Annotated in this window: 17 protein-coding genes and 2 tRNA genes; 2 read left to right on the forward strand and 17 right to left on the reverse strand. The window is 51.4% G+C overall.

Translation table 11 applies throughout. The annotated features are described in order from the left end of the window. The 9 genes from B9Y59_RS12915 to B9Y59_RS12960 form a co-directional block, all read right to left on the reverse strand. On the reverse strand, window positions 1-3,207 hold a 3,207-nt coding region (locus tag B9Y59_RS12915), incomplete at its 3' end, for a SpaA isopeptide-forming pilin-related protein (RefSeq protein WP_085533946.1). Window positions 3,208-3,291: 84 nt separating this feature from the next. After that, complete coding sequence (locus B9Y59_RS12920; protein ID WP_442856163.1) at window positions 3,292-3,906, reverse strand: gamma-glutamylcyclotransferase family protein; 615 nt, start codon at window positions 3,904-3,906, stop codon at window positions 3,292-3,294. Window positions 3,907-3,917: 11 nt separating this feature from the next. Further along, window positions 3,918-4,871: an amidoligase family protein gene (locus tag B9Y59_RS12925; RefSeq protein WP_085533949.1), complete on the reverse strand. Its 954-nt coding sequence runs from the start codon at window positions 4,869-4,871 to the stop codon at window positions 3,918-3,920. After that, window positions 4,867-5,910 carry a DNA (cytosine-5-)-methyltransferase gene (gene dcm, locus B9Y59_RS12930; protein WP_242967319.1) on the reverse strand — a complete coding sequence of 348 codons (1,044 nt, stop codon included), beginning with the start codon at window positions 5,908-5,910 and terminating at the stop codon, window positions 4,867-4,869. Before dcm ends, B9Y59_RS12925 begins: the two co-directional genes overlap by 5 nt. 123 nt (window positions 5,911-6,033) lie before the next feature. Then, entirely contained in the window at window positions 6,034-6,684 is a 651-nt protein-coding gene (locus B9Y59_RS12935; RefSeq protein ID WP_085533951.1) for a hypothetical protein, read from the reverse strand. A 149-nt stretch (window positions 6,685-6,833) separates the two neighbouring features. Next, a complete protein-coding gene (locus B9Y59_RS12940; RefSeq protein ID WP_085533953.1) occupies window positions 6,834-7,382 on the reverse strand; it encodes a hypothetical protein in 549 nt (182 codons plus the stop codon). Window positions 7,383-7,410: 28 nt separating this feature from the next. After that, entirely contained in the window at window positions 7,411-7,686 is a 276-nt protein-coding gene (locus B9Y59_RS12945) for a plasmid segregation centromere-binding protein ParR (protein WP_085533955.1), read from the reverse strand. Beyond that, entirely contained in the window at window positions 7,683-8,621 is a 939-nt protein-coding gene (locus B9Y59_RS12950) for a ParM/StbA family protein (RefSeq protein ID WP_085533957.1), read from the reverse strand. Before B9Y59_RS12950 ends, B9Y59_RS12945 begins: the two co-directional genes overlap by 4 nt. Before the next feature lie 497 nt (window positions 8,622-9,118). Beyond that, window positions 9,119-9,203: transfer RNA gene (locus tag B9Y59_RS12960), tRNA-Leu, on the reverse strand. A gap of 205 nt (window positions 9,204-9,408) precedes the next feature. Here B9Y59_RS12960 and B9Y59_RS12965 point away from each other — a divergent pair. Together B9Y59_RS12965 and B9Y59_RS12970 are read left to right on the forward strand one after the other, a co-directional pair. Next, window positions 9,409-9,484, forward strand: a tRNA-Pro gene (locus B9Y59_RS12965). A 112-nt stretch (window positions 9,485-9,596) separates the two neighbouring features. Beyond that, window positions 9,597-11,285: a cyclic-di-AMP receptor gene (locus tag B9Y59_RS12970; protein ID WP_085533962.1), complete on the forward strand. Its 1,689-nt coding sequence runs from the start codon at window positions 9,597-9,599 to the stop codon at window positions 11,283-11,285. Window positions 11,286-12,765: 1,480 nt separating this feature from the next. Here the strand turns inward: B9Y59_RS12970 and B9Y59_RS12975 are convergent. From B9Y59_RS12975 to argC, 8 genes are all read right to left on the reverse strand, one after another. Then, entirely contained in the window at window positions 12,766-13,374 is a 609-nt protein-coding gene (locus B9Y59_RS12975) for a recombinase family protein (protein WP_085533964.1), read from the reverse strand. Between the two features lie 340 nt (window positions 13,375-13,714). Next, window positions 13,715-14,455 carry a hypothetical protein gene (locus B9Y59_RS12980; RefSeq protein ID WP_085533967.1) on the reverse strand — a complete coding sequence of 247 codons (741 nt, stop codon included), beginning with the start codon at window positions 14,453-14,455 and terminating at the stop codon, window positions 13,715-13,717. A 125-nt stretch (window positions 14,456-14,580) separates the two neighbouring features. Then, window positions 14,581-15,489, reverse strand: a complete 909-nt coding sequence (gene argF, locus B9Y59_RS12985; protein WP_054323194.1) for an ornithine carbamoyltransferase — start codon at window positions 15,487-15,489, stop codon at window positions 14,581-14,583. A 41-nt stretch (window positions 15,490-15,530) separates the two neighbouring features. Then, window positions 15,531-16,706: an aspartate aminotransferase family protein gene (locus B9Y59_RS12990; RefSeq protein WP_085533969.1), complete on the reverse strand. Its 1,176-nt coding sequence runs from the start codon at window positions 16,704-16,706 to the stop codon at window positions 15,531-15,533. A gap of 38 nt (window positions 16,707-16,744) precedes the next feature. Beyond that, window positions 16,745-17,068: an MGMT family protein gene (locus tag B9Y59_RS12995; RefSeq protein WP_054323196.1), complete on the reverse strand. Its 324-nt coding sequence runs from the start codon at window positions 17,066-17,068 to the stop codon at window positions 16,745-16,747. Window positions 17,069-17,088: 20 nt separating this feature from the next. Then, window positions 17,089-17,949 (reverse strand): acetylglutamate kinase, encoded by an 861-nt coding sequence (gene argB, locus B9Y59_RS13000; protein ID WP_085534649.1) that lies wholly within the window; start codon window positions 17,947-17,949, stop codon window positions 17,089-17,091. Window positions 17,950-18,036: 87 nt separating this feature from the next. Continuing rightward, window positions 18,037-19,257: a bifunctional glutamate N-acetyltransferase/amino-acid acetyltransferase ArgJ gene (argJ, locus tag B9Y59_RS13005; RefSeq protein WP_085533971.1), complete on the reverse strand. Its 1,221-nt coding sequence runs from the start codon at window positions 19,255-19,257 to the stop codon at window positions 18,037-18,039. Window positions 19,258-19,290: 33 nt separating this feature from the next. After that, complete coding sequence (argC, locus tag B9Y59_RS13010) at window positions 19,291-20,331, reverse strand: N-acetyl-gamma-glutamyl-phosphate reductase (protein ID WP_085533973.1); 1,041 nt, start codon at window positions 20,329-20,331, stop codon at window positions 19,291-19,293. Between the last annotated feature and the right edge of the window lie 20 nt (window positions 20,332-20,351).

The following is a 20,351-nucleotide window of genomic DNA, read 5'->3' on the forward strand; positions in this document are numbered from 1 at the left end:
TTCTCCATCGTTGGCCTGAATCTGCACCTTGGCCACATCCTGCCCGGCGTATTCAAACGCCACCGGGTATTTCTCATCGCTCAAAATGTAGTGATCGTCTGTACCGATTTCCTTTACATACAGGGAAGCCCCGCATGGTACGTCGGTTTTAAAGATGGCGTTGCCGTTTTCGTCAATGCCGGTGGTTTCCAGCAGCCCGTCTGCCGGGATGGAGGTTCCATCGGCGGCAGTCAATTCCTCCGCGGCGAACAGCCCGAAGGTAATGTTTTTCCATTCCTCGTTCATGCCGATGGAAAAGGTTTCGTCCTGCTCTAACAGCTTCTGGAGAGAAATTTCCACCTTCTGGCGCTCGTTGTAGAAGCCGACATCGGCGGAGGTGATCTCCACTTCCTGCCCGGCGTAGGACAAGGTGATTTCCTTGGGTTCTGGATCAATTACCATGCCATCCGGCGCGGTGCGCTCCAAAATCTGGTAGCGGCCCAGATACAAGGGTTCCGATGTGGCGGTCCCATCGCTCCCTGTGGTGAGGGTAGCTGCCAGTTCACCAGCTTTCAGGTGGACGGTGCCATCCGGGGTGACGATATCTTCCAGCGCGGTGATATCGTAAACAGCGCCCGGCTGGCCCTGCACCTCGTATTGAGGCTGGTACAACCCGCCTGCTTCCGCCACATGGCTGAATGTTTCGCCCTCTTTGGAAACGGTGATGGTTCCTTTCTGCACGGCATTGTATTTCTCAACCGTGACAACGTCCTGTGAACCGTCCACCACGAAGGGAACCGGCTCTTTGTCAAGAACATATCCCCATGGACTTTGCTGTTCATACAACTCGTAATTTCCAAACGGAAGCGGTTCCGGCAGCATGAGGGTGCCTGTGGAATCCGTCACGAAGGTGTCGATATCGACAGGGCTGGGGTAGTTGATGTGCTGCACCACCCACTCGCCGGTATCGGCATTGCGGATTTTGACAGCGGTTCCCGCCAGAGGAATAATTTTCCCACTTTCCAGATCCTTTTTCTCAAACCGGATGAGGGAGGTAAAGGTGGGGTTATTGAGGATGAAATAATAGGTTTTACCATGCTCGGAAATGAACACGGAGAAGTCGGGGGCAAATTTCTGCCCCTCGGCCCCCTTGGTCTGATGCACCACATACAGGCCATACGGAAGGTCCTTCGACTGGGCAAATCCATAGGAATCGGTGGTCAGCAGGTCACGTTCGCTTTCTTTGGCGTTTTCATAGCTTCCGGCGCTGGCAAGGTACACCTGAAACTCCGCCCCTTCCTCCGGCTGCTCGATCTGCACCTCATCGCTGGAGGCTGCGGCGGACAAAGGAAGAACAGAGGCTTTGGAGGCAAGGCTGGCAACCGCAGGGACAAGCTGCGGCACAGACGATGCGCTTGGGGCAGGCTCCGGCTCGCTTTCCGGCGCGGGGCTGCTTTCAGAGGACGGTTCCTCGGCAGGCTCTGCCGGGGTTTCGGATTCCAAGCTTTCTTCCGGCTGGCTGGAGGAAACATCCGCATCTTCCGGCACAGGGGTGGATTCAGGGATTTCCGAAGAACTGGAGTCGGGCGCTTCCTCGATGGAATTACTTTCTGCCGGTTCTTCCACCGGGACATCTTCAGCCGGGGCGCTCTCTGCGGGATTGCTTTCCTCAGCAAGCGCTTCCGACTGCGGGGCCGGTTCTTCCTGATCTGGTACGGCGGGCTGGTCGGTATGCTTGGTGATGGCGATGCTGCCGAGGATGACGTCCTCTGTGGCAGTCATGGGGATGCTGTTGTTCTCCAGTGTGAAATTGCCCGGCTCCGCGCCTACCGGATAGACGGTTTCGTCCAGCAGGTATCCCTCGCTGGGGGAAATTTCACGGATGCTGTAATCCGGGCCGCAGGGGTATTCCTTGGTGGTAAATTTGCCCCCGTTCGCCGTGGTGTAGGTATCCAGCAGGGTTTCGCCTTTAAACATCCCGTACACAGCGCCATCCAAGGTGGAATCGCCCTGCGCTTCGCCGGTGGCGGAGTCCACTTTCTCCATCTCCACGGTGAACTTCTTCAGGATATTGGAAAAACTCACGCTGGAGGTCTGGCCGGGATAGATGGTTACCTGCTGGGATTCGGGCTGGACGTATTTGTCCGGGGCATTCTCGGTTACGGTGTAATTTCCGGCTTGAAGGTTATCCACCTTGATGGTGCCATCCGGCCCCGTCACCACATCTTTTTCGATGCCGCCTCCAGAGATGTGGAAAGGAATGCCGGAAACCTCTCCATCCTCAGAGGTTTTCACAAGCTGCAGGGTACCCGCCTTGATTTCAAGGGAGAAGTAGCATTTCACCGGTTCTGCGGAACCTTTCACATCGAAGGTGACCACGTTCTGGTACTCGTCCCGCAGCCAGTATTTCGTGCCGCCTGTGACCACGCCGGGAACAGAAGAGGGCAAACGCTTTTCGGCGGTAATGGTTCCGAATTCCTTTTTATCGGTGGAAACGTGCAGTTCATTGCCGCTGACGGAAAAATCCACCCCCGGATAGCTGACAGCGAAATTCCCCAGCACATTGTTCTCATCCACCAGTGTGGTTTCGTTTTTTCCATTGCTCTCGTTGTATTTGAGGTCATGGGTATATGCCCCGACCGCGCTTGGATCATCGGTGGCAAAGGACGGGATTGTGTGGTAATTCACGACGTTCTCCCGAAGCTGATAGAAGATCGGCTTCGCGGCGGGGCTGTTGACGGTGAATTCATTGACGATCTGCGTTTCGTACCCGGTCCCCAATTGCCCATGGGCGATGAGCCAGATGAGGATTTGGGTGGCGATGTACTCGTCGATGGCGCTGCCGCCATACTTGGTGCCGGTTTCCACGTTATACCCCAAGGTCAGGGCGGTGTTGATCATCGCTTTCTGCTCGGCGGTAAAGGCGGCGTAATCATCCGACTGGTCATAACCGACGCCTGTGTGTACGCCTACGCTGAACTGGATGCAGTAGGCGGTGCGGAAGGCTTTCAGGTCGTTGATCCGCAGTTCGGTGAACTTATTGGAACTGTATCCGCCAAACGGGGCGGGAAGGTTGGAACTGAGGGAATAGCCTCTGGTGTTATGGTCGATCATGGAGATGTACCCGTCATACTCATATTCTTTGGCAAAAGCGCTGCTTGGGAAAATCCCAAAACAGAGCAGCACCGCCATCATCATAGACAGCAGCCGTTTTAGATGTTTTTTCATACAATTCTCCTTATTCGTAAAATGCAAAAAGGCCCCCGCAGAATGGAGTGAAAATTCTCCATCCCACGGGGGCCGGTGTTCAGATTATCGTTCTTCGCCGTGTTTCCGGCGGTGGTGTTTTTTCTGCGGAACAACTTTCTTCGGCAGTTCCTGTTGAGTGAGCCGGACGGCTTCCAGAACAGGGGCGGTTTCGATCCCGTTCTGCCTGCAGCCGTTCAGGATTCCTTCCAGATAGGCTTTGGAGGGCATGGCGGGGGTATCCCTGTACGGGCTGTTCATGGTGTAGGCCATGATTTCATGACTTACCCCATCCTGATCTATTACCACAACAGGTTCTTTCCCGTACAGGTAGGGAAATCCCTCGTAATGGTCCAGATGCCGTTCATCCCGTTCGGAGATCCGCCAGAGGACGCCATCCACACAGCTTCCTTCTTCCGACACAACCGTGGCAACGCCATTCCCGCCGCCGTTGGTGCGGAAAGCGAGGCGGTATCCTTCCAAGCGGACGGTATCTACCACTTCCGCGTCCGGGCAGCGGAACGCCATCTGGTTCAGGTTCATATTGCTTCCATAAGCAAAATAGAGCAGCGTGCCGCTGCACCCACTTCGCGCACCATGGCGTTCTTCCTGTTCCGGCATTTCATACCCGCGCTCAAAATCTGGTTGTTCGGTTGGCTTTTTGAAATTTTCGGTTTTCATCACCTCCAGTGTTATCGTTCTTGGTTTCGGCGGTTCTGCAGGCTGGGGTATTGGGATTTGTCATACCGCCATGCCCTGTCGCCGGGGAGGTTCGAGAGCAGATGCTCCCGCACATTTTTGTATTCCGGCCCGATGAGGCCCAGCCGCAACAGGAAGGTGCGGAAGGTAAAGGCGGGGTTTTCGCTGATCTCGGTTTTCCGCATCACCGTCCGGCTCTGGTTGATGGCCTGCGCGGAAATGGCAAGCGCCAGCGTGATATTCGCCCGAACCTTACCGGCGTGGAGGGTGCTTTCAAAACAGCGCCATTCCAGCGTACCCCGGTAGAATACGGAATGAAGGTTCAGGGCGTAATATCTCGTCCAGTTGTAATGTTCGTAGCTTTCATCCCGCCCGCCGTACCATTCCCGCTTGAGGCGTTCCATGGTGGTATTGGTGGGAAGCTTGCGGATTTTTTCCAGCATGGGTTCCCGCACCTTCTGGCACCAACGTTCCACCCGGTGTTCATTGACATTGAGGGCTTTGAATAGGATATCCTCTTTGGAATACATGATGGAGAGGGCGTTTTTTAAACTCTGCGGGGTATGCTTGGAGGCGTCCACATGGACGTGCATCCCGCAGCTTCCGTTCACGACAGCCCCCGCATGGCGCAGGGCGCGGACAACTTCCTGCAGCTTCGGCATTTCCCTGTATTCCAGTTTGGGGGAATTCATTTCCACCTTGTAGGCGCTGTCACTGATGGCAAGCTGCTGCCGCCCGATCCGTTGGGAACCATGGATGCTGGAGTCGTAGACAAACCGCCATTTCTTGCCCTCGTTGTCTATAACCTCCCACGGATCGTAGGTGCGGGATTCGTGAGTTTGGCGGGCCATGGTGCCGAACAGGGAAGCCACCGCTTCCGCTGCTTTCTGGCGGGTTAGCCCCGTCATCTCAATCTCGCAGCCGAAGTATTGGTCTTTTAAATCAATCGATGGCTGTCACCTCCCGGTGGGCGGCGGCAAGCCGTTTCCCGATGGCTTCCACCACATTCACAGTCACGCCGTTTCCGGCCTGCTTGTAAAGCTGGGCGTCGGAGTGGAGAGGCAAAACAATGTCAATCCGTTCATCTGTCCATCCCTGCAGGCGCAGGCATTCCCTTGGCGTCAGGCGGCGGATACGCTTGAGCGGCTCCAAGGTGCCTTGGTCGCTGCTGGCGGTGAGGGTATGGGCGATTTTTCGTCCAACCCTGCCGCGGCGGGTGTTCCGTTGAGCGTAGGCCAGATTGATGCTGTCGCCGAGGTAGGCCATTTTGTATCCCTTCTTGGTGTTCTCCTTGATGGGCAGGCCCACCTCGTACAAGCCGGTTTTCCCGCCGAAGCCGCCTGTCTGCGCTGCGAGGGTACAGCTTACCCCTTCCGGGGAGTACACTCGTTCGCCCTGTGCGCCGGGGCGGATTTGCACAAGAGATGTGCCTGTTGTTTCGGTGAAAGGAAATATTTTTCCCCGGCATCGCTCATCAAGATATCCGATAAGGTACACCCTTTTTCGGGATTGGGGGACGTGAAAATCCTTGCTGTTAAGCACCTGCCATTCCACAAAATACCCCAATCCGTCCAGCGCATGGAGGATGGCCGCAAATGTCCGGCCCCCGTCATGGTTAAGCAGGCCGGGAACATTTTCAAGCAGCAGATACGCAGGTCTTTTTGCCGCAGTCAGCCGGGCAATTTCAAAGAACAGGGTACCTCTTGGATCGTCGAATCCCCCACGGCGTCCAGCAATCGAAAAAGACTGGCAGGGAAATCCGCCGCACAGCAGGTCGAAGCCCGGCATTCCTTTTGGATCGGCTTTTCGGATATCTTCACAAAACCACTCTCCTTTCGTATCGAACAGGGCTTCATAGCTTTGGTTTGCTTTTTTGTCGATCTCGCAATGGCCTATGCAGGTAAACCCTCCGGCACGGGCGAGCCCTTCCCGGAACCCGCCGATACCGGAAAACAGGTCGATATATCGTATAGTTTTTCCTATCACGCTCCTTGTTCACAAATTGGCATATGCTTAAAACACAATCAATGGACATCGCCCCTTTCTCTCAGTGGAATATAATCTATATGAAAACAGCCCGCAGTTTCCTGCGGGCTGTTGCTGGCTGTCTTATGCGTAGGTTTCATCTTCGTTTTCATTGGTTTCGCCGGTTTCCACGGTATCGTCATCCGGCGCGGTTTCTTCATCCTCATCCTGATCCCAGCTTTCCGGCATGGCGTCCTCATCATCCTCGACGGGGCAGCCCTCGTCGCTGTCATCTCCCTCTGCGGGGATTTCCTCGCTTTCCGGCCCCTCATCTTCGGCAGGGGCTTCTGAAGCGCTGCTGTCATCGTCCCAGCCCTCTGGTTCCGCATCGTCGGGTACTTCCTCGTCCTCGTCGGTTTCGGGGCTTTCAGCGGCTTCCCAGCCGCTTTCCGCCTGTTCTTCCTGTTCGGCTGCTCTGGCCGCTTCGAATTCTTCCTCGGCTTCTTCCAGCGCCTGCTCGATCAGCCCGATCACGAATTCCTTTTGGGTAAGGCGGCGGTGGTAGGTTTTCTCGTAGTTTTCAAGGTATTCCTTTACCCTCTGGAACAATTCCTCGCTCACCTGAAATGCTAACGTTCTTCCTTTTTCCATGACTTTGACAGCCCCTTTCTCATAATGTTCCATAATGACCATTTCGATGAATTTGCTGATTGTGCTTTCCGTTTCCCTGATTTCCTCGCTGACGCGATTGTGCAGGTCTAATGGGATTTTGCAGGTAATTCCCTTGGTTTCCATGCTCTATCGCTCCTTCGTTTTTTCTTTCCCTTTCGGGCAACACAAGCATACTGCAACCCGCCTGATAAAGCTATTACCAAGACCAACAACCTTTCAGCCAAAGCAGGCTCAACAAACGTCACAACCAACAAGGGCTATGTTGAGGGCTTTCAGCGGCGTGGCCCTTCCATTTTCTTTTGCTTTTTCGGGGTAACCGGCTGCATATCCTCAAAGAAATATCCGGCCATCTGCTTCATCCAGCTAAAATCCTGTTCTTCCGGTATTGCAACCGTCAGGGCAACGGCGTCTGAAATGCGGCTTTTTCCGTTTTCACGGTAGTATTCCTCAAAGCTGCCCCACCAGCCATCCGCGCCGGTTTTGATTATATCGTCCCGCCCGTCAATGCTGAGGTAATAGCGGGCGGTATCCACGCCGATGGATTTTCCGTCTATTTTTTGGGAGGCGTACACCTTCTCATCGGCATAAACGTCTATGGTCTGCCTTGGGGCAAGGTAAAGCGTCATCGTCCGGTCTGTGTATTCGGGGTATTTCTCATTCGGCTTCTCCAGCAGGACAAGCCGGGCCGCGTCGAAGGATTTGGGTGTTTTGTAATCCACGGTGAGGCGTTTGAGTTCGGTTCCCTTAAATTCTTCAAAATACAGGGGATCGCCAAACACAATGTGCTTGGGGTTTTTGATTTTGTAGATTTCTTTTCTCATAAGTCGATTCCTTTCGTTTTAAACAGGGTTAATCTTCTTCCAGCAGGGAACCGAGGAAGCCCATCATTTCCTGTGGGATGGCATCTTCCTGTTGTTTCACAGGCTGGGAAGGGACAGCTTGCAATTCTTCCCGCAGCACCCGCCGCAGGGTAGCTTCAAAGGCTTCCTTTTCTTCGCTCTCCAGAATCGCCTGCACCAGAAAGGCGTTTTTCTGTCCGTCCGGCACAGCCTGCAGAATTTCCCAAGCCCTGCGGTGGCGTTCATTCTGGAGGTTGGGGCGGAAACCGAATAGGGGCCTGTTCATCCCTTGCTCACACCGCCCGACAAATGCCCCAAAATCCGCTCGAATCCTTCAGCGTTTACCTTGTCGTCTATCAGGGTAAAAACCCGGCACAGGCCGTCCTGTTCGCTCACATTGCCTTTAACCACTGCCGCGCCCCCGCCCAGCATGACTACCGGAATGGCTTTCAGGTCAAACCCCGATTCCATGGCTGACGAGAGAAGCCGTTCGGTGTAGAGGCGGCCCTGCTTTTGGATGATGCTGCGGGCGTCCTCGTCCATGCTGCAGGCTTTTCCGGCCAGCACGCGCTCCACTTGGGCGTCGGTAACGGACAGCCCCACATCCCGGCGGATCTGTTCTTTTGTTTCATCGATGCACCGGATCATGCCAAGTTCCAGACTCCGGCAGGTGGAAGCGTTGGGGATGCCGTTGTCCAGCCGCATCAGGTCCACCGTCCAGCCGCCGATATCCATGAGCAGAACAGAAGGTTCGTTTTGGATAAGTTCAGGATGGATGGCGATGGCGGAATACCCCTGTGGGAACAGTTTCACATCTTCGATAGTTACTTTGTAGGGGATTCCCTCAAATTTGAAGCACACCGGACGGAGGCCGTCTGCCGACTGGGAAGAACGCAGAAGGTATTCCCGGAAGGGCTTTTTCTCACGGCCAAATCCGGCCAGAGGCAATCCGGCAGCAAGTTTGACGGAACACTCTGTTTTTTCACCGCGCTGTTTGATCTCCTTGGCGACAGCGGCAAGGGTAAGCAGGTAGTAGTTGTCGTTCTCCATCTTGTTTCGCAGGATGGGCTGCCTGCCCGTCCCGCACACGAAGAACTTCCCGCCGTACTCCAGTGTGTTCTGCAGGGTGTAGGGTTCATGGCTGTAAACAGCGATACCGGCTGGGAAAGAAAAATGCCGGGTTTTAATGGCGTAATAGCCGTGGTCTATGCCGATGTTCATGGTTTTGCTCATCCTTTCTTGGCGGTTGTTGAAAACTTGGAAGGGCTACTGGTTTTGAGTAAGCTTGCTGGAGGGAATCCTGTTCTTTCCCAGCCAGGTAAGTAATTTAGGGGTGAGAGTGTGAGAGAGGGGGAAAGCGAAAAATCGCTGCGAAAAACCTCCCCGGCAAGCCGCCGGGGAGGTTCTAAAAAAGGGCGCACTGCCCCCTTGTATCTTGAGGGCTTAAAATTGGCCCTTTTGGGGGGATTCGTCAATCTATCTATGAAACTGCCGGAAACTTCTACACTTCCGATAACGGGAAAAAAGGGTGGTAAACGCAAAAAAGCGGGGCCTCCGGCCTGAATTTTCAGGCGGAAGCCCCGCTTTGACGGATTTTGTTGCGGTTTGCTGTTTGGACATCTACGGTAAAACCGTTTTTCGGATTTTGCTCCAAAAACCCCGCAAACCCGCATGAATACTGAAAAAAATTGGGTGACATCTTTTTTGTCACCCAATCATGGTGCGGGTGACAGGACTTGAACCTGCACGCTTTGCAGCGCAAGAACCTAAATCTTGTGCGTCTGCCAATTCCGCCACACCCGCATATTAAGACAGTATCTTTGAGGAAACTGTGTTCCCTATTATAACGAATTTTACAGTCAATTGCAAGTCTTTCTCAGAGAGATCTTGACTTTCTATCTAAATTTTACTATAATAATAGAGCTATACGATTCTCTTTATTTTTGGAAGAGTTTTGTGTAGTTTTGGTTTATTGAATTCTTAGGATCGACGGACAATATTTATTTACCGGGGTGTAGCGCAGTTGGTAGCGCGCCTGCTTTGGGAGCAGGATGCCGCAGGTTCAAATCCTGTCACTCCGACCATATCTGCGGTGAGCTTTTTGCACACCGCAGATCTTTTTTTGTGGATAATACAGATGTATAGAAATTTTTATTACTCATGCAGGGAAAGACAGGGGGAGATTTGTAAAATAAAATGATGGATAGAAATGAAGCAAAAACCATTATATTCGAAGAAAAAAGTATCCCTAAAATCCTCTTGCATATAGCACCGCCAGTTATGTTGGCACAGTTGATCCAAGCTTTATATAATATTGTGGACAGCTTTTTTGTGGGCCAATACTCCGGGGATGGTCTGACGGCTTTATCCGTGATCTTTCCTATTCAGTTGATCGTTACCGCATTGGCTGTAGGCACTGGTGTTGGGGTAAACACATTGATGTCGCGTTATTATGCCCAGGGTCAAGAGGAAAAGGCAAACAAAGCGGCTGGGACTGGCATCTTGTTATCCCTTATGAGTTGGATTTTATTCGCGATTGCCAGCACCATTTTGATGGAGCCCTATGTCTTGGTTTCCGTAAAATCTGCAAAAGCGGTGGAATTTGCCATGACTTATGGTACCATTGTTTGTGTTGGCAGTTTCGGCCTCTTTTTTGAGAGCATTTGGACCAAGGTACATCAAGCAAAGGGAAATATGAAATTGCCCATGTTTGCCCAGATAGCGGGTGCAGCCACCAACATTGTTCTGGACCCTGTCCTAATATTTGGATTTGGCTTTATTCCTTCTATGGGGGTTGCGGGTGCCGCCTATGCCACCATCATTGGGCAGATCGTTGCAGCGACGATTACGGCCTCCGGGTTTAAAAAGCCTCCGTGCTTGGCTGATGTCCGACATTTTGCAAAGCGGATCTATCAGTTGGGATACCCTTCTATCTTCATGCAAATGCTTTATACGGTTTATATCGTCATACTCAATATCATCCTTGCAGGTTTTTCCGACGCTGCTGTGACGGTACTGGGACTCTATTATAAAGTGCAATCCTTTTTCTTTATTCCCCTTTCTGGATTACAGACCTGTATTGTCCCCTTGTTGAGCTATACATATGCTAAGGGAGAATATCAACGGTGTAAGCATATTATGACCAATTCAGTCATAATGGCAGTCAGTTTTATGTTGTTTGGCGTTTTATGTTTTGAGTTCATCCCCACGCAGCTTCTAGGGATTTTTTCAACAGAAGCTACGGTGCTATCCATTGGAGAAAATGCTTTCCGAATCATCGGAATCAGTTTTATCCCTGCTGTATTTTCTCTAATCAGCCCGGTATTTTTCCAGGCCATTGGCTCTTCTGGACCAAGTGTATTGCTATCTCTAACACGGCAGATTTTTTGCCTGATTCCGATCTTTTGGGTTTTATCTTTTATGGGGTTGGAATATACATGGTTTGCCTTCCCCATCGCAGAAATCGTGACCGGCAGTGTTGGCTGGCTTCTATATAGGCGCAAACTCAAGCAGTGGAACTTCTATGATGAAAAACAGACCGAAATAAACAAGGGGGACATTCGTATGAAATTGATTACTGCTATCATAAACCGAAAGGACGTAGGCGAGGTTTGTACCTCTCTGACAGAGGCCGGGTACTATTTTACTAAGATGATGTCCTCCGGCGGTTTCCTGACATCTGGAAACACCACACTCATCATAGGGACCGAGAAAGACAAGGTAAAGGACGTCATGGAAATCATCCGCAGCCACTGTTCCAAGCGGACAGAAGAGGTCGCCACAAACCTTCAGACCGCTACGCCATCTGCTGCATATCCAGCACAAGTCACCGTCGGCGGCGCCACGGTTTTTGTTACAGACGTAGAGGAATTTGAAAAGATGTAAAGATCCCTCCGGAATTAGGCCATCCCGCCCATATATCCACCGCGTGCGTCCGCGATGAGCCTAGGCATTCCGGCTCCTACCCATCTCTATAAAACGCGCAGGGCCATTTCCCTCTAAAAATAAATTTAGCCGATACTGCAAGTATCTGTATCGGTTAAAAATGTGAATGATTTACACAAGCACAGTGGTCTTCTAGCACAGCGCAATAATCCCCATATGCCGATGGGACATCATTAAAACGAGAGGATACCGGCCGTTTTTCCTTTCACCGTTTTCTATTTTTTCACAAAAATTGGGGCATAACCAGTAACGAATCGGAGAGTTCATGTAAGACTCTCCGATCTTTTTGTCCATTTTATTTTTATGATAGAGACCGATGCCGCTGTGCTTTTCAGCGATAAGACGTTTGAACGTATTCTGCTATTTAAAACCTGCTTTTTTCTAATGGTTTCGCTTTTAACCGAAAGGTAAAAGCAACCTGATCCCCTACTTTTGCCCATCCTGCAGATGATACCTTATCAAAAAAGGACTGCCGCTCCTCGCAGCAGTCCTTCGGCTATTATCCTGTTTTCCAACAGGTACATTTTGCGTGAATCCTAATTGAGGCTATGGAGTTGTGCTTTTACCAGGCTTCCTGCACAATCTTTCGCTGTATTCTCTGCCGGGCCCTCTTCGTATTTTACGGCTGAACCGGCTTTCATGTAAAATATTGCCATAGCTGCTAAGAAGGACACAGCAGCACGGAGAGGCCGATGAAAAAACAACCTTTAGAATAATAACCGTTAACCGGCGTTTTTTCATCAGCTTCCCCCTACTGCCGCCCAACAGCGACTGATGTCCCCGTGCGCGGTAGAAGGTTCGCAGAGTCAATATATTGAGGATGTAACTTGTAATCGTTTTCTCTTGTATATACGCTCTTCCTAACCAGCAGGATGGCTAACCCCCTTACATACGGCGAAACCACACCCTATAGAAAAGAAGGCAGCATCAATACCATTAGCCCCTGGCTAACCGCCGCCGGTCTAATCCGTGATTATGAATCTCTTCGCCGACAGAATGCCGCTACCAATGACCCCACAATCTGGATACCCTTTTCGTCCGTTCTTGATAAATATCCCTATGCCCAAACAACATCCATCTAGGTCGCAGTCTCCAGCCGCTCTCACGACTGAAAGACAACTATATTCTGGCAAATAGAAGCCACCCATTCATTTCATTTTTCGTTCTTTAAGCGCTTAATTTGTTGTAAATGGCTTGCCATCGATTTTCAACGCCCGAGTATTGGTGTCGAAAGTAGACTTTTAAAACCGAAAATGCTATAATAAACAAAAATATTGTGATATGATGTAAAGTAATGAGTTTTATCTGTGCAGAGATGGTTAAACTGCACAAAATTCAGGAAATGTAGGCGTTTGATCTAAAGTGTCTTTTATGTAAAAAATGTGGATTCCAAAGTCTACCATCAAAACCAACATAGATTTCACATATTTATTGTGATTAATTGGTTCCATTTTAAGAATGTGCTATGCGCTACACCAAGTTCCCGAGCGGCAGCACGCGCCGTGATACAACCGTCTCGGTATCGAGTTTGCAATTCATAAAACCGGTCTGGAATGGGCATCTTCTCCCGGCCAAACCGTACGCCTTTTGCTTTGGCTGCTGCAATCCCTTCCGCTTGCCTCTGCTTAATGTTTTCGCGCTCCATCTGCGCTACATAGCTCAAAATTTGGAGGACCAGATCAGCGATAAAGGTTCCAGTCAGATCTTTTCCCTTCTGTCGGGTGTCGAGTAATGGCATGTCCAAAACAACGATATGAGCCCGTTTCTCTTTGGTAATCAGGCGCCACTGTTCTTGAATTTCGCTGTAATTACGGCCAAGCCGGTCGATGGATTTTACCGCCAGCACATCGCCAGGTTTCAAGCGGCGCAAGAGCCTTTTGTACTGTGGCCGGTTAAAGTCCTTTCCACTGAGCTTGTCCATAAAAATCTGTTTTTTGGGTACGCCAAATTCCTGCATTGCAAGAATTTGGCGGTCTTCATTTTGATCTTTTGTAGATACTCGTACATATCCCAAAACCATCTCTTCCATCTTTTACCTACATCTCCAATCATTGTAATTTGGTATACAATCATTGTATAGGATAGACATCTTTAGGTCTTTTATCAGTGAAACACATAAAAACAATCGAATAGTACGTGAATATTATTGACATTATTAAATAGAATTCACTATTTTTGATATTTATAGGTTGAAATTTGTCTTATATAAATTTCTAATTAGTAAAAATATTTTCTCATATGGCCTGCTCATCTGTATCTTAATAATATTTCTCAAATGGGCACACTTCCCCAAAAATAGTTATCTAAACAAAAAGGCCTCTTGTATCCGAATGATCGGATACAAGAGGCCTTATATACGATTACCTGGTTTAAAATGCCATGGCGAAATTGTCAAAGCGCCATCCATTTTCAGTCCTTACCATATGGATGGGGTATTCTTGTGTCGTTTCCTTCGCAGAACCACCCTTCTCGCCGAAACCTGCATCTTCCCTATAATGTCCTATTAGATGAAATGTAAGCTCCTCTGCGCTTTGACTGACCAATTCGAAAGAAGTACTGACATAATCAATGTTTCCGCCGCGATCTCCGGGAGAACTAAACAACCGGTCATTTCCATCATCCATATACAATTGAGTGTCGTTCCGCAAGCGGTTTGCATAATCCTCCGTAAATACGCTCTCCAGCGCCTTTTGAAATGCTGAATAGCTTTCAAACCCTTTATCTAGGTAAAAAGTGCGCTCATTATCTCCTTGGATACTCACGCTCCTGTCGAGGGCAAAACCCCCTGACATGGAAAAATGATAATACATGCGATAGGCTGCCCGATACAACTGCTGCTGATCTTCCGTTAGAAAATCCGGTACCGGCAGATCGGCTGACAACTCCGGGTCCGGAATCCATGCATCCGCCAAAGCCCCTTCCCCACTGCTTTCCGCCTCCACAGAGGAACCATTCTCCGCTAAACCGGACATCTGAGAGGATGGTAACCCCTGGGGTACAGCACTGGAAGTGGATAAAGACGTGCTAGCCGTCGGATTCGGCGGCGAACAACTGGTGCATACCCCAATGACCACCAACGTAATAACAAACAGGGCAATCCTTTGTTTCATTTTCATTCACCTATCCATTCAATTGGAAAACATTTGCCGTGAAAAATCAAAAAGGGACAGCGCGGCCACTCCGCCGGTTATCCCACCGGCAGCCATATGCCGTTGCTGTCCCTTGAGAACTTTGTTTATTTTCTGCCCAAAAGCTTGACCAAAACAGCCTTTTGAGCATGCAGGCGGTTCTCCGCCTCATCAAAGATCTCCGTGGAATGCTTCTCCAGAATCTCCGCTGTGATCTCTTCTCCGCGGTGTGCCGGCAGGCAATGCTGTACCATTGCATCCGGCTTTGCAACGGACATGACCTCATCATTGATCTGGAAGCCTTGGAATGCCTTGCGGCGCTTCTGCGCCTCTTCCTCTTGCCCCATAGAGGCCCAAACGTCCGTAATCACCACATCGGCGCCGCGCGCGGCCTCCTTTGGATCGTTTGTAATACTGAATGCCGGATGCTGCACTGCAAAATCCAAAACCATTGGATTCGGTTTGTAGTCATTCGGGCAGGCAACCGCCACTTCCATCTTCATCTTCAAGCATCCAACAATTAAAGAATTCATCATATTGTTGCCATCGCCAATGAAGCACATCTTCAGCCCATCCAGGCTGCCCTTGTGCTCCCGGATGGTCATCAAGTCAGCCAAAACCTGGCACGGATGGGCAAAATCCGTCAATCCGTTGATGATCGGGATGGTGCCATTTTGCGCCAAGGCATCCACTTCGGACTGCTTGTAGGTGCGGATCATAATTCCATCGAGGTAACGGGACAACACCCGAGCTGTATCCTCGACCGGTTCGCCGCGGCCGATCTGCAAATCACTGGCCGAAAGGAAAATCGGCAGGCCGCCGAGTTGGTACATACCGACTTCAAAGGATACACGGGTTCTTGTGGAAGCTTTCTCAAAAATCATACCCAGTGTTTTCCCCGCTAAGTAGCGGTGTTCAATGCCGTGCTTCTGCTCATACTTGAGCTGATCGGCCAAATTGAGGATTTCCGTAATATCCTCGGTGGAAAGGTCCAACATTTTTAAAAGGTGTTTCATCGGTCAATCCCTCCGTGTCCGCCATGAGGCGGTTCAATTGATTATAATTTCGAAATGGTTTCTTGCAAAATGGCGAGGCCCTTGTCAAGCTCTTCCTGTGATATGGTAAGCGGGGGTAGGAAACGCAGCAAATTTTTGGCGGTAAGTACCAACAGACCGTTTCCCACGCAGGCTGCAGCAACCTCCTTGGCATTGTCCGCCTTGAGCGTTGCCCCCAACATCATACCAATACCGCGGACCTCTGCAATCCCTTCCATCGCCGTCAACTTCTCCCGCAGATATGCGCCCTTTTCAGCAACTTGTTCCAAGAAGCCGGGCGCGGTAATCTTACGCAAAACCGCCAATGCGCCGGCACAAACCACCGGATTTCCTCCAAACGTGGAGCCGTGCATCCCTGCATCCATCACTTTTCCCAGACGCTCGGTACAAAGGCAGGCGCCGATCGGCAGCCCACCGCCGAGTCCCTTCGCACTGGTGATGACATCCGGCTGAATATCATAATGCTCGTAACAATAAAGCTTTCCTGTGCGCCCTACACCGGTCTGTACCTCATCGACCAGCAACAGCACATCGCGCTCCTGGCAAAAAGCTGCCAGTTCCTGGACAAACGCCTTTTCTAACGGGCGTACGCCGCCCTCTCCTTGGATCAATTCGATCATTACGCCACAGGTGTTTTCATCCACATGCGCCTTGATGCTCTCCATGTTTGGATCTGCGTAGGAAAACCCCTCTGTAAAAGGAGTAAAATAATGATGGAAACCATCCTGTCCCGTAGCCGACAATGTTGTGACCGTTCGGCCGTGGAAAGAATGATGCAAAGTAACAATCCGGTTGCAGTCCTTTCCATGCGTTTGGGTGCCATATTTGCGTGCAAGCTTGATGGCACACTCGTTGGCCTCCGCACCGGAATTTCCAAAAAAGATCTTCGAAAGGCCCGTTAATTGACAGAGTACCTCTGCCAACTGGGTCATCACAGGGCTGTAATATAGGTTGGAGATATGCTGGAGCGTTGCCGCCTGTCCACTGACTGCTTCCACCCAATCCGGGTCACAATACCCCAACGCATTGACACCGATCCCCGCCCCAAAATCAATATAGGACCTTCCTTCGGTATCCACCGCTGTCGCGCCTTTACCACTCACCAGCGCGGTCTGAAACCGCCCATAGGTGGGCATCAGGTACGACTGTTCCTGTTGTTTCACCTCTTCAAAATGCATATCGAATCCCTTCTGTCCTGTAGGGCTACCATCCCACCCTAAAATTTCACACCATATGTTTTCATATCCACATACCCGTCTTCACTGACCTCTATGCCTTCTCCCTCCAGCAACCTGCGCTGTTCCTCAGGGCCGCCAAATGCAAACTCCGGCGCCAAGCGGCCCTCCCGGTTGACCACACGATGGCAGGGAACCGGTGTTTCTCCTCCAGTCACCCACGGATATGGATTGCGGTGCAACGCCCAACCGACCGCCCGGGCGCCTCTGGGGCTGCCGGCCAAAAAGGCCACCTGCCCATAAGAGATCACCTTGCCCTTCGGCACGCGCCGCACAATATCATAAACTCGATCGTTAAAATTCATTGCGGTTCCTTCAAATATTTTCAATACAACATCGTTCCGATGCCTTCATCGGAAAACAGCTCAATCAGAATCGAATGTGGAATACGTCCATCCAAGATATGCGCACGATTCACGCCGCGCCGGACTGCCTCCACACAGCAATCAATTTTCGGGATCATCCCCCCGCTGATGATGCCTTGGTTTTTGAGGCTGGGTACCTCGCTTACATTGATAACCGGGATCAACGTATTTTCATCGTCCTTATCACGCAGTAAGCCGCGTATATCCGTCATCAAAATCAATTTGATCGCATCCAACTTTGCCGCAATGCGGGCCGCTGCTACATCGGCGTTTATGTTGAACACTTCCCCGTTCGCGCCGCCCGCCACCGTGGATATGATCGGTACATAGCCATTGCGCGCAGCGTCCATAATGATGCCTGTGTTTACGTCCACAATCCGCCCCACATACCCGAGATCCCCCTCGTTGGAGCGCAACTTCTCCGCTGTCAACATACCGCCGTCCAATCCACACAGCCCAACTGCCCGGCCACCGTGGTGCTCCAAAAGCTGCACCAAATCTTTGTTGACCTTTCCAGCGAGGACCATCTGCACAATGTCGATCGTCTCCTCATCCGTGACGCGCATCCCGCCGACAAATTGACTTTCCTTGCCGATTTTTTTCAGCATGGAACTGATCTCCGGCCCGCCGCCGTGCACCAACACCACATTGATGCCCACGAGCTGCATCAAAACGATGTCGCTCATCACGGCGTCCTTCAAGTCGTCGTTTATCATCGCGTTCCCACCATATTTGACGACCACGGTCTTTCCCGCGTATTTTTGGATATAAGGCAATGCCTGCACGAGCACCTTTGCCCGCTCGGCGGTCGATATTCTCATAGTCGATGTCTCCTCCATACTGGTATGCATCCGGTTAAAAACCATGCAATACCGGGGTTCTGTCTGACCTAGTTTTCCTCCTCAGGGTCAGGTGCGGTAATCTCCGTTGATCTTCACGTAATCATACGTCAGATCACAGCCAAAAGCCGAAGCTCCTGCATCTCCGTCGTGCAGCGTAACAAGGATGTCAATTTCATCCTCGCTCAGGACCTTCTTTGCCATCTCCTCGTCAAAGGGAATGCCCGCGCCATTTACGCATACATCGATTCTCCCCGCCTTGGAAGCAAAACCGACGTCCACCCGGTGAATGTCCACCGGCGCGCCGGAATAGCCGATAGCGCAGAGAACACGCCCCCAATTGGCATCCGCACCAAACATGGCCGCCTTCAACAGACTGGAACAGATCACGCCCTTGGCCACTGTACGTGCATCTGCATCCGAAGCGGCGCCAGTCACATTGCAGACCAGGAGCTTCGTTGCGCCTTCGCCGTCCTTTGCCACCATGCGCGCTAAACGGACGCACATCTCGCGCAATGTCTCTGTAAAGACTGCAAACGCTTCCGTATCCTCTTCAATCGGGTCGTTCCCCGCCAGGCCATTGGCCAAAATCGCTGTCATGTCATTGGTCGAGGTATCCCCATCAATACTGACCATGTTGAAACTATCCTTCACCGCCAAACGCAGTGCCTGATCCAAAACGGCCGGAGCGATGTTTGCGTCCGTCGTCAGGAAGCACAGCATGGTCGCCATATTGGGATGAATCATACCGGACCCTTTCGCAATCCCGCCCATACGGATTTTCTTACCATGGATGACAACCTCTGCCGCCACCTCTTTGACCACCGTATCCGTCGTCATAATTGCCTTGGCCGCTGCTGCGGAGCCATCCTCCGAGAGCATTTCTGCCAGCTTTGGCGCGGCTTCCAAGATCGGTTCGATCGGCAGCACTTGGCCGATCACGCCCGTGGATGCGACCACCACATCCTCGGGCTGTAAATGCAACACCTTTGCAGCAGCCTCACACATCATCTGCGCCTTCTGCTCGCCGTCCGCATTGCAGGTATTGGCGTTTCCGGAGTTGCAGATCACCGCCTGGGCGATGCCGTCCGCAATGTTGCGGCGCGTCACTTGAATCGGCGCCCCTTTGACCAGATTCTGCGTGTATACTGCAGCAGCAGCACATGGAACCTTGGAATAGATCAACGCCAGATCGGGCTTACTTTTATTTTTACGGATTCCACAGTACATGCCGGATGCCAGGAACCCCTGTGCGGCGGTCACACCGCCTTCAATGGAAATCGCTTGCATGATTCATTCGCTCCTAAAAATGGATTGCCGCCCTTAAAATGCCGGCGGTATCAGCATCAGGCCGCTGGTTTCATCCAGTCCAAACGCCAGATTCATATTCTGGATAGCCTGTCCCGCAGCGCCCTTCACCATATTATCGATGGCTGAAATGGCAATAAAGGTGTTGGTACGCTGATCCAAGTGCAGGGAGATGTCGCAGTAATTGGAATAGCGCACATTTTTAATATCTGCCACACGCCCCTCGGGCAACAAACGGATAAATGTTTCCCCGCTGTATTGTTCCTCGTACGCCTCCCGGATCTCTTTTAAAGAACTCTCCGTTTGAAGCTTTGCATAACAGGTGGCCAGGATTCCACGGTTGACGGGGAGCAAGTGCGGCACAAACGTCAGCTTGACCGGCGTCCCGCCCGCCACATGGGATAGGCTCTGCTCCATCTCCGGCGTATGCCGGTGTGCCGCCACCTTATAAGCGGAGAAGCCCTCGTTCAGCTCTGGATAATGCGTATTCTGGGTCAACTTACGCCCGGCGCCCGTAACGCCGGATTTACAATCCGCAAGGATTCCCTCCGTAGAAATGTACCCTTTGCGCAGAGCCGGCGCCAACGCCAACGGAACCGCCGTCGTATAACAACCGGGATTTGCGATAATCTTTTTCCCTCGGATTTGGTCGCGAAAGAGTTCTGGCAGTGCATACACTGCCTGTTCGTACAATTCCGGGTAGAGATAATCCCCCCCATACCACTCTTTATAGTCCTTTTCGTTTTCCAGGCGAAAATCCGCCCCCAGATCGATAAAGACCTTTCCCGAATCATAACATACTTTTGCCAATTCCTGAGAAAGTCCGTGCGGAAGCGCGGCAAAGACCACATCGCTCTTCTCTACGACTTCCTCCTGCGTACCACATACCTGATCGCAAATATGGTAATACGCCGGATAAATTTCACTGAGCGCCTGCCCCGTAAAACTCACAGAGCTAATCGCCGCCAGCTCTGCCTGCGGGTGCCCGGTCAATAGCCGGACCAGTTCCGCACCGGCATAGCCGGTTGCCCCCACAACGCCTGCTTTGATCCTCATTGTTGTCACCTTCTATTGAA

Origin of the sequence: Anaeromassilibacillus sp. Marseille-P3371, from assembly GCF_900169665.1 — a bacterium.
Taxonomy (GTDB): Bacteria; Bacillota; Clostridia; order Oscillospirales; family Acutalibacteraceae; genus Anaeromassilibacillus.

Bases quoted from the DNA above. Each gene is read 5' to 3' on its own strand.
- B9Y59_RS12920 (WP_442856163.1), bottom strand. From the start codon at position 3,906: ATGAAAACCGAAAATTTCAAAAAGCCAACCGAACAACCAGATTTTGAG.
- B9Y59_RS12935 (WP_085533951.1), bottom strand. From the start codon at position 6,684: ATGGAAACCAAGGGAATTACCTGCAAAATCCCATTAGACCTGCACAAT.
- B9Y59_RS12940 (WP_085533953.1), bottom strand. From the start codon at position 7,382: ATGAGAAAAGAAATCTACAAAATCAAAAACCCCAAGCACATTGTGTTT.
- B9Y59_RS12945 (WP_085533955.1), bottom strand. From the start codon at position 7,686: ATGAACAGGCCCCTATTCGGTTTCCGCCCCAACCTCCAGAATGAACGC.
- B9Y59_RS12950 (WP_085533957.1), bottom strand. From the start codon at position 8,621: ATGAACATCGGCATAGACCACGGCTATTACGCCATTAAAACCCGGCAT.
- B9Y59_RS12970 (WP_085533962.1), top strand. From the start codon at position 9,597: ATGATGGATAGAAATGAAGCAAAAACCATTATATTCGAAGAAAAAAGT.
- B9Y59_RS12975 (WP_085533964.1), bottom strand. From the start codon at position 13,374: ATGGAAGAGATGGTTTTGGGATATGTACGAGTATCTACAAAAGATCAA.
- B9Y59_RS12980 (WP_085533967.1), bottom strand. From the start codon at position 14,455: ATGAAACAAAGGATTGCCCTGTTTGTTATTACGTTGGTGGTCATTGGG.
- argF (WP_054323194.1), bottom strand. From the start codon at position 15,489: ATGAAACACCTTTTAAAAATGTTGGACCTTTCCACCGAGGATATTACG.
- B9Y59_RS12990 (WP_085533969.1), bottom strand. From the start codon at position 16,706: ATGCATTTTGAAGAGGTGAAACAACAGGAACAGTCGTACCTGATGCCC.
- B9Y59_RS12995 (WP_054323196.1), bottom strand. From the start codon at position 17,068: ATGAATTTTAACGATCGAGTTTATGATATTGTGCGGCGCGTGCCGAAG.
- argB (WP_085534649.1), bottom strand. From the start codon at position 17,949: ATGAGAATATCGACCGCCGAGCGGGCAAAGGTGCTCGTGCAGGCATTG.
- argJ (WP_085533971.1), bottom strand. From the start codon at position 19,257: ATGCAAGCGATTTCCATTGAAGGCGGTGTGACCGCCGCACAGGGGTTC.
- argC (WP_085533973.1), bottom strand. From the start codon at position 20,331: ATGAGGATCAAAGCAGGCGTTGTGGGGGCAACCGGCTATGCCGGTGCG.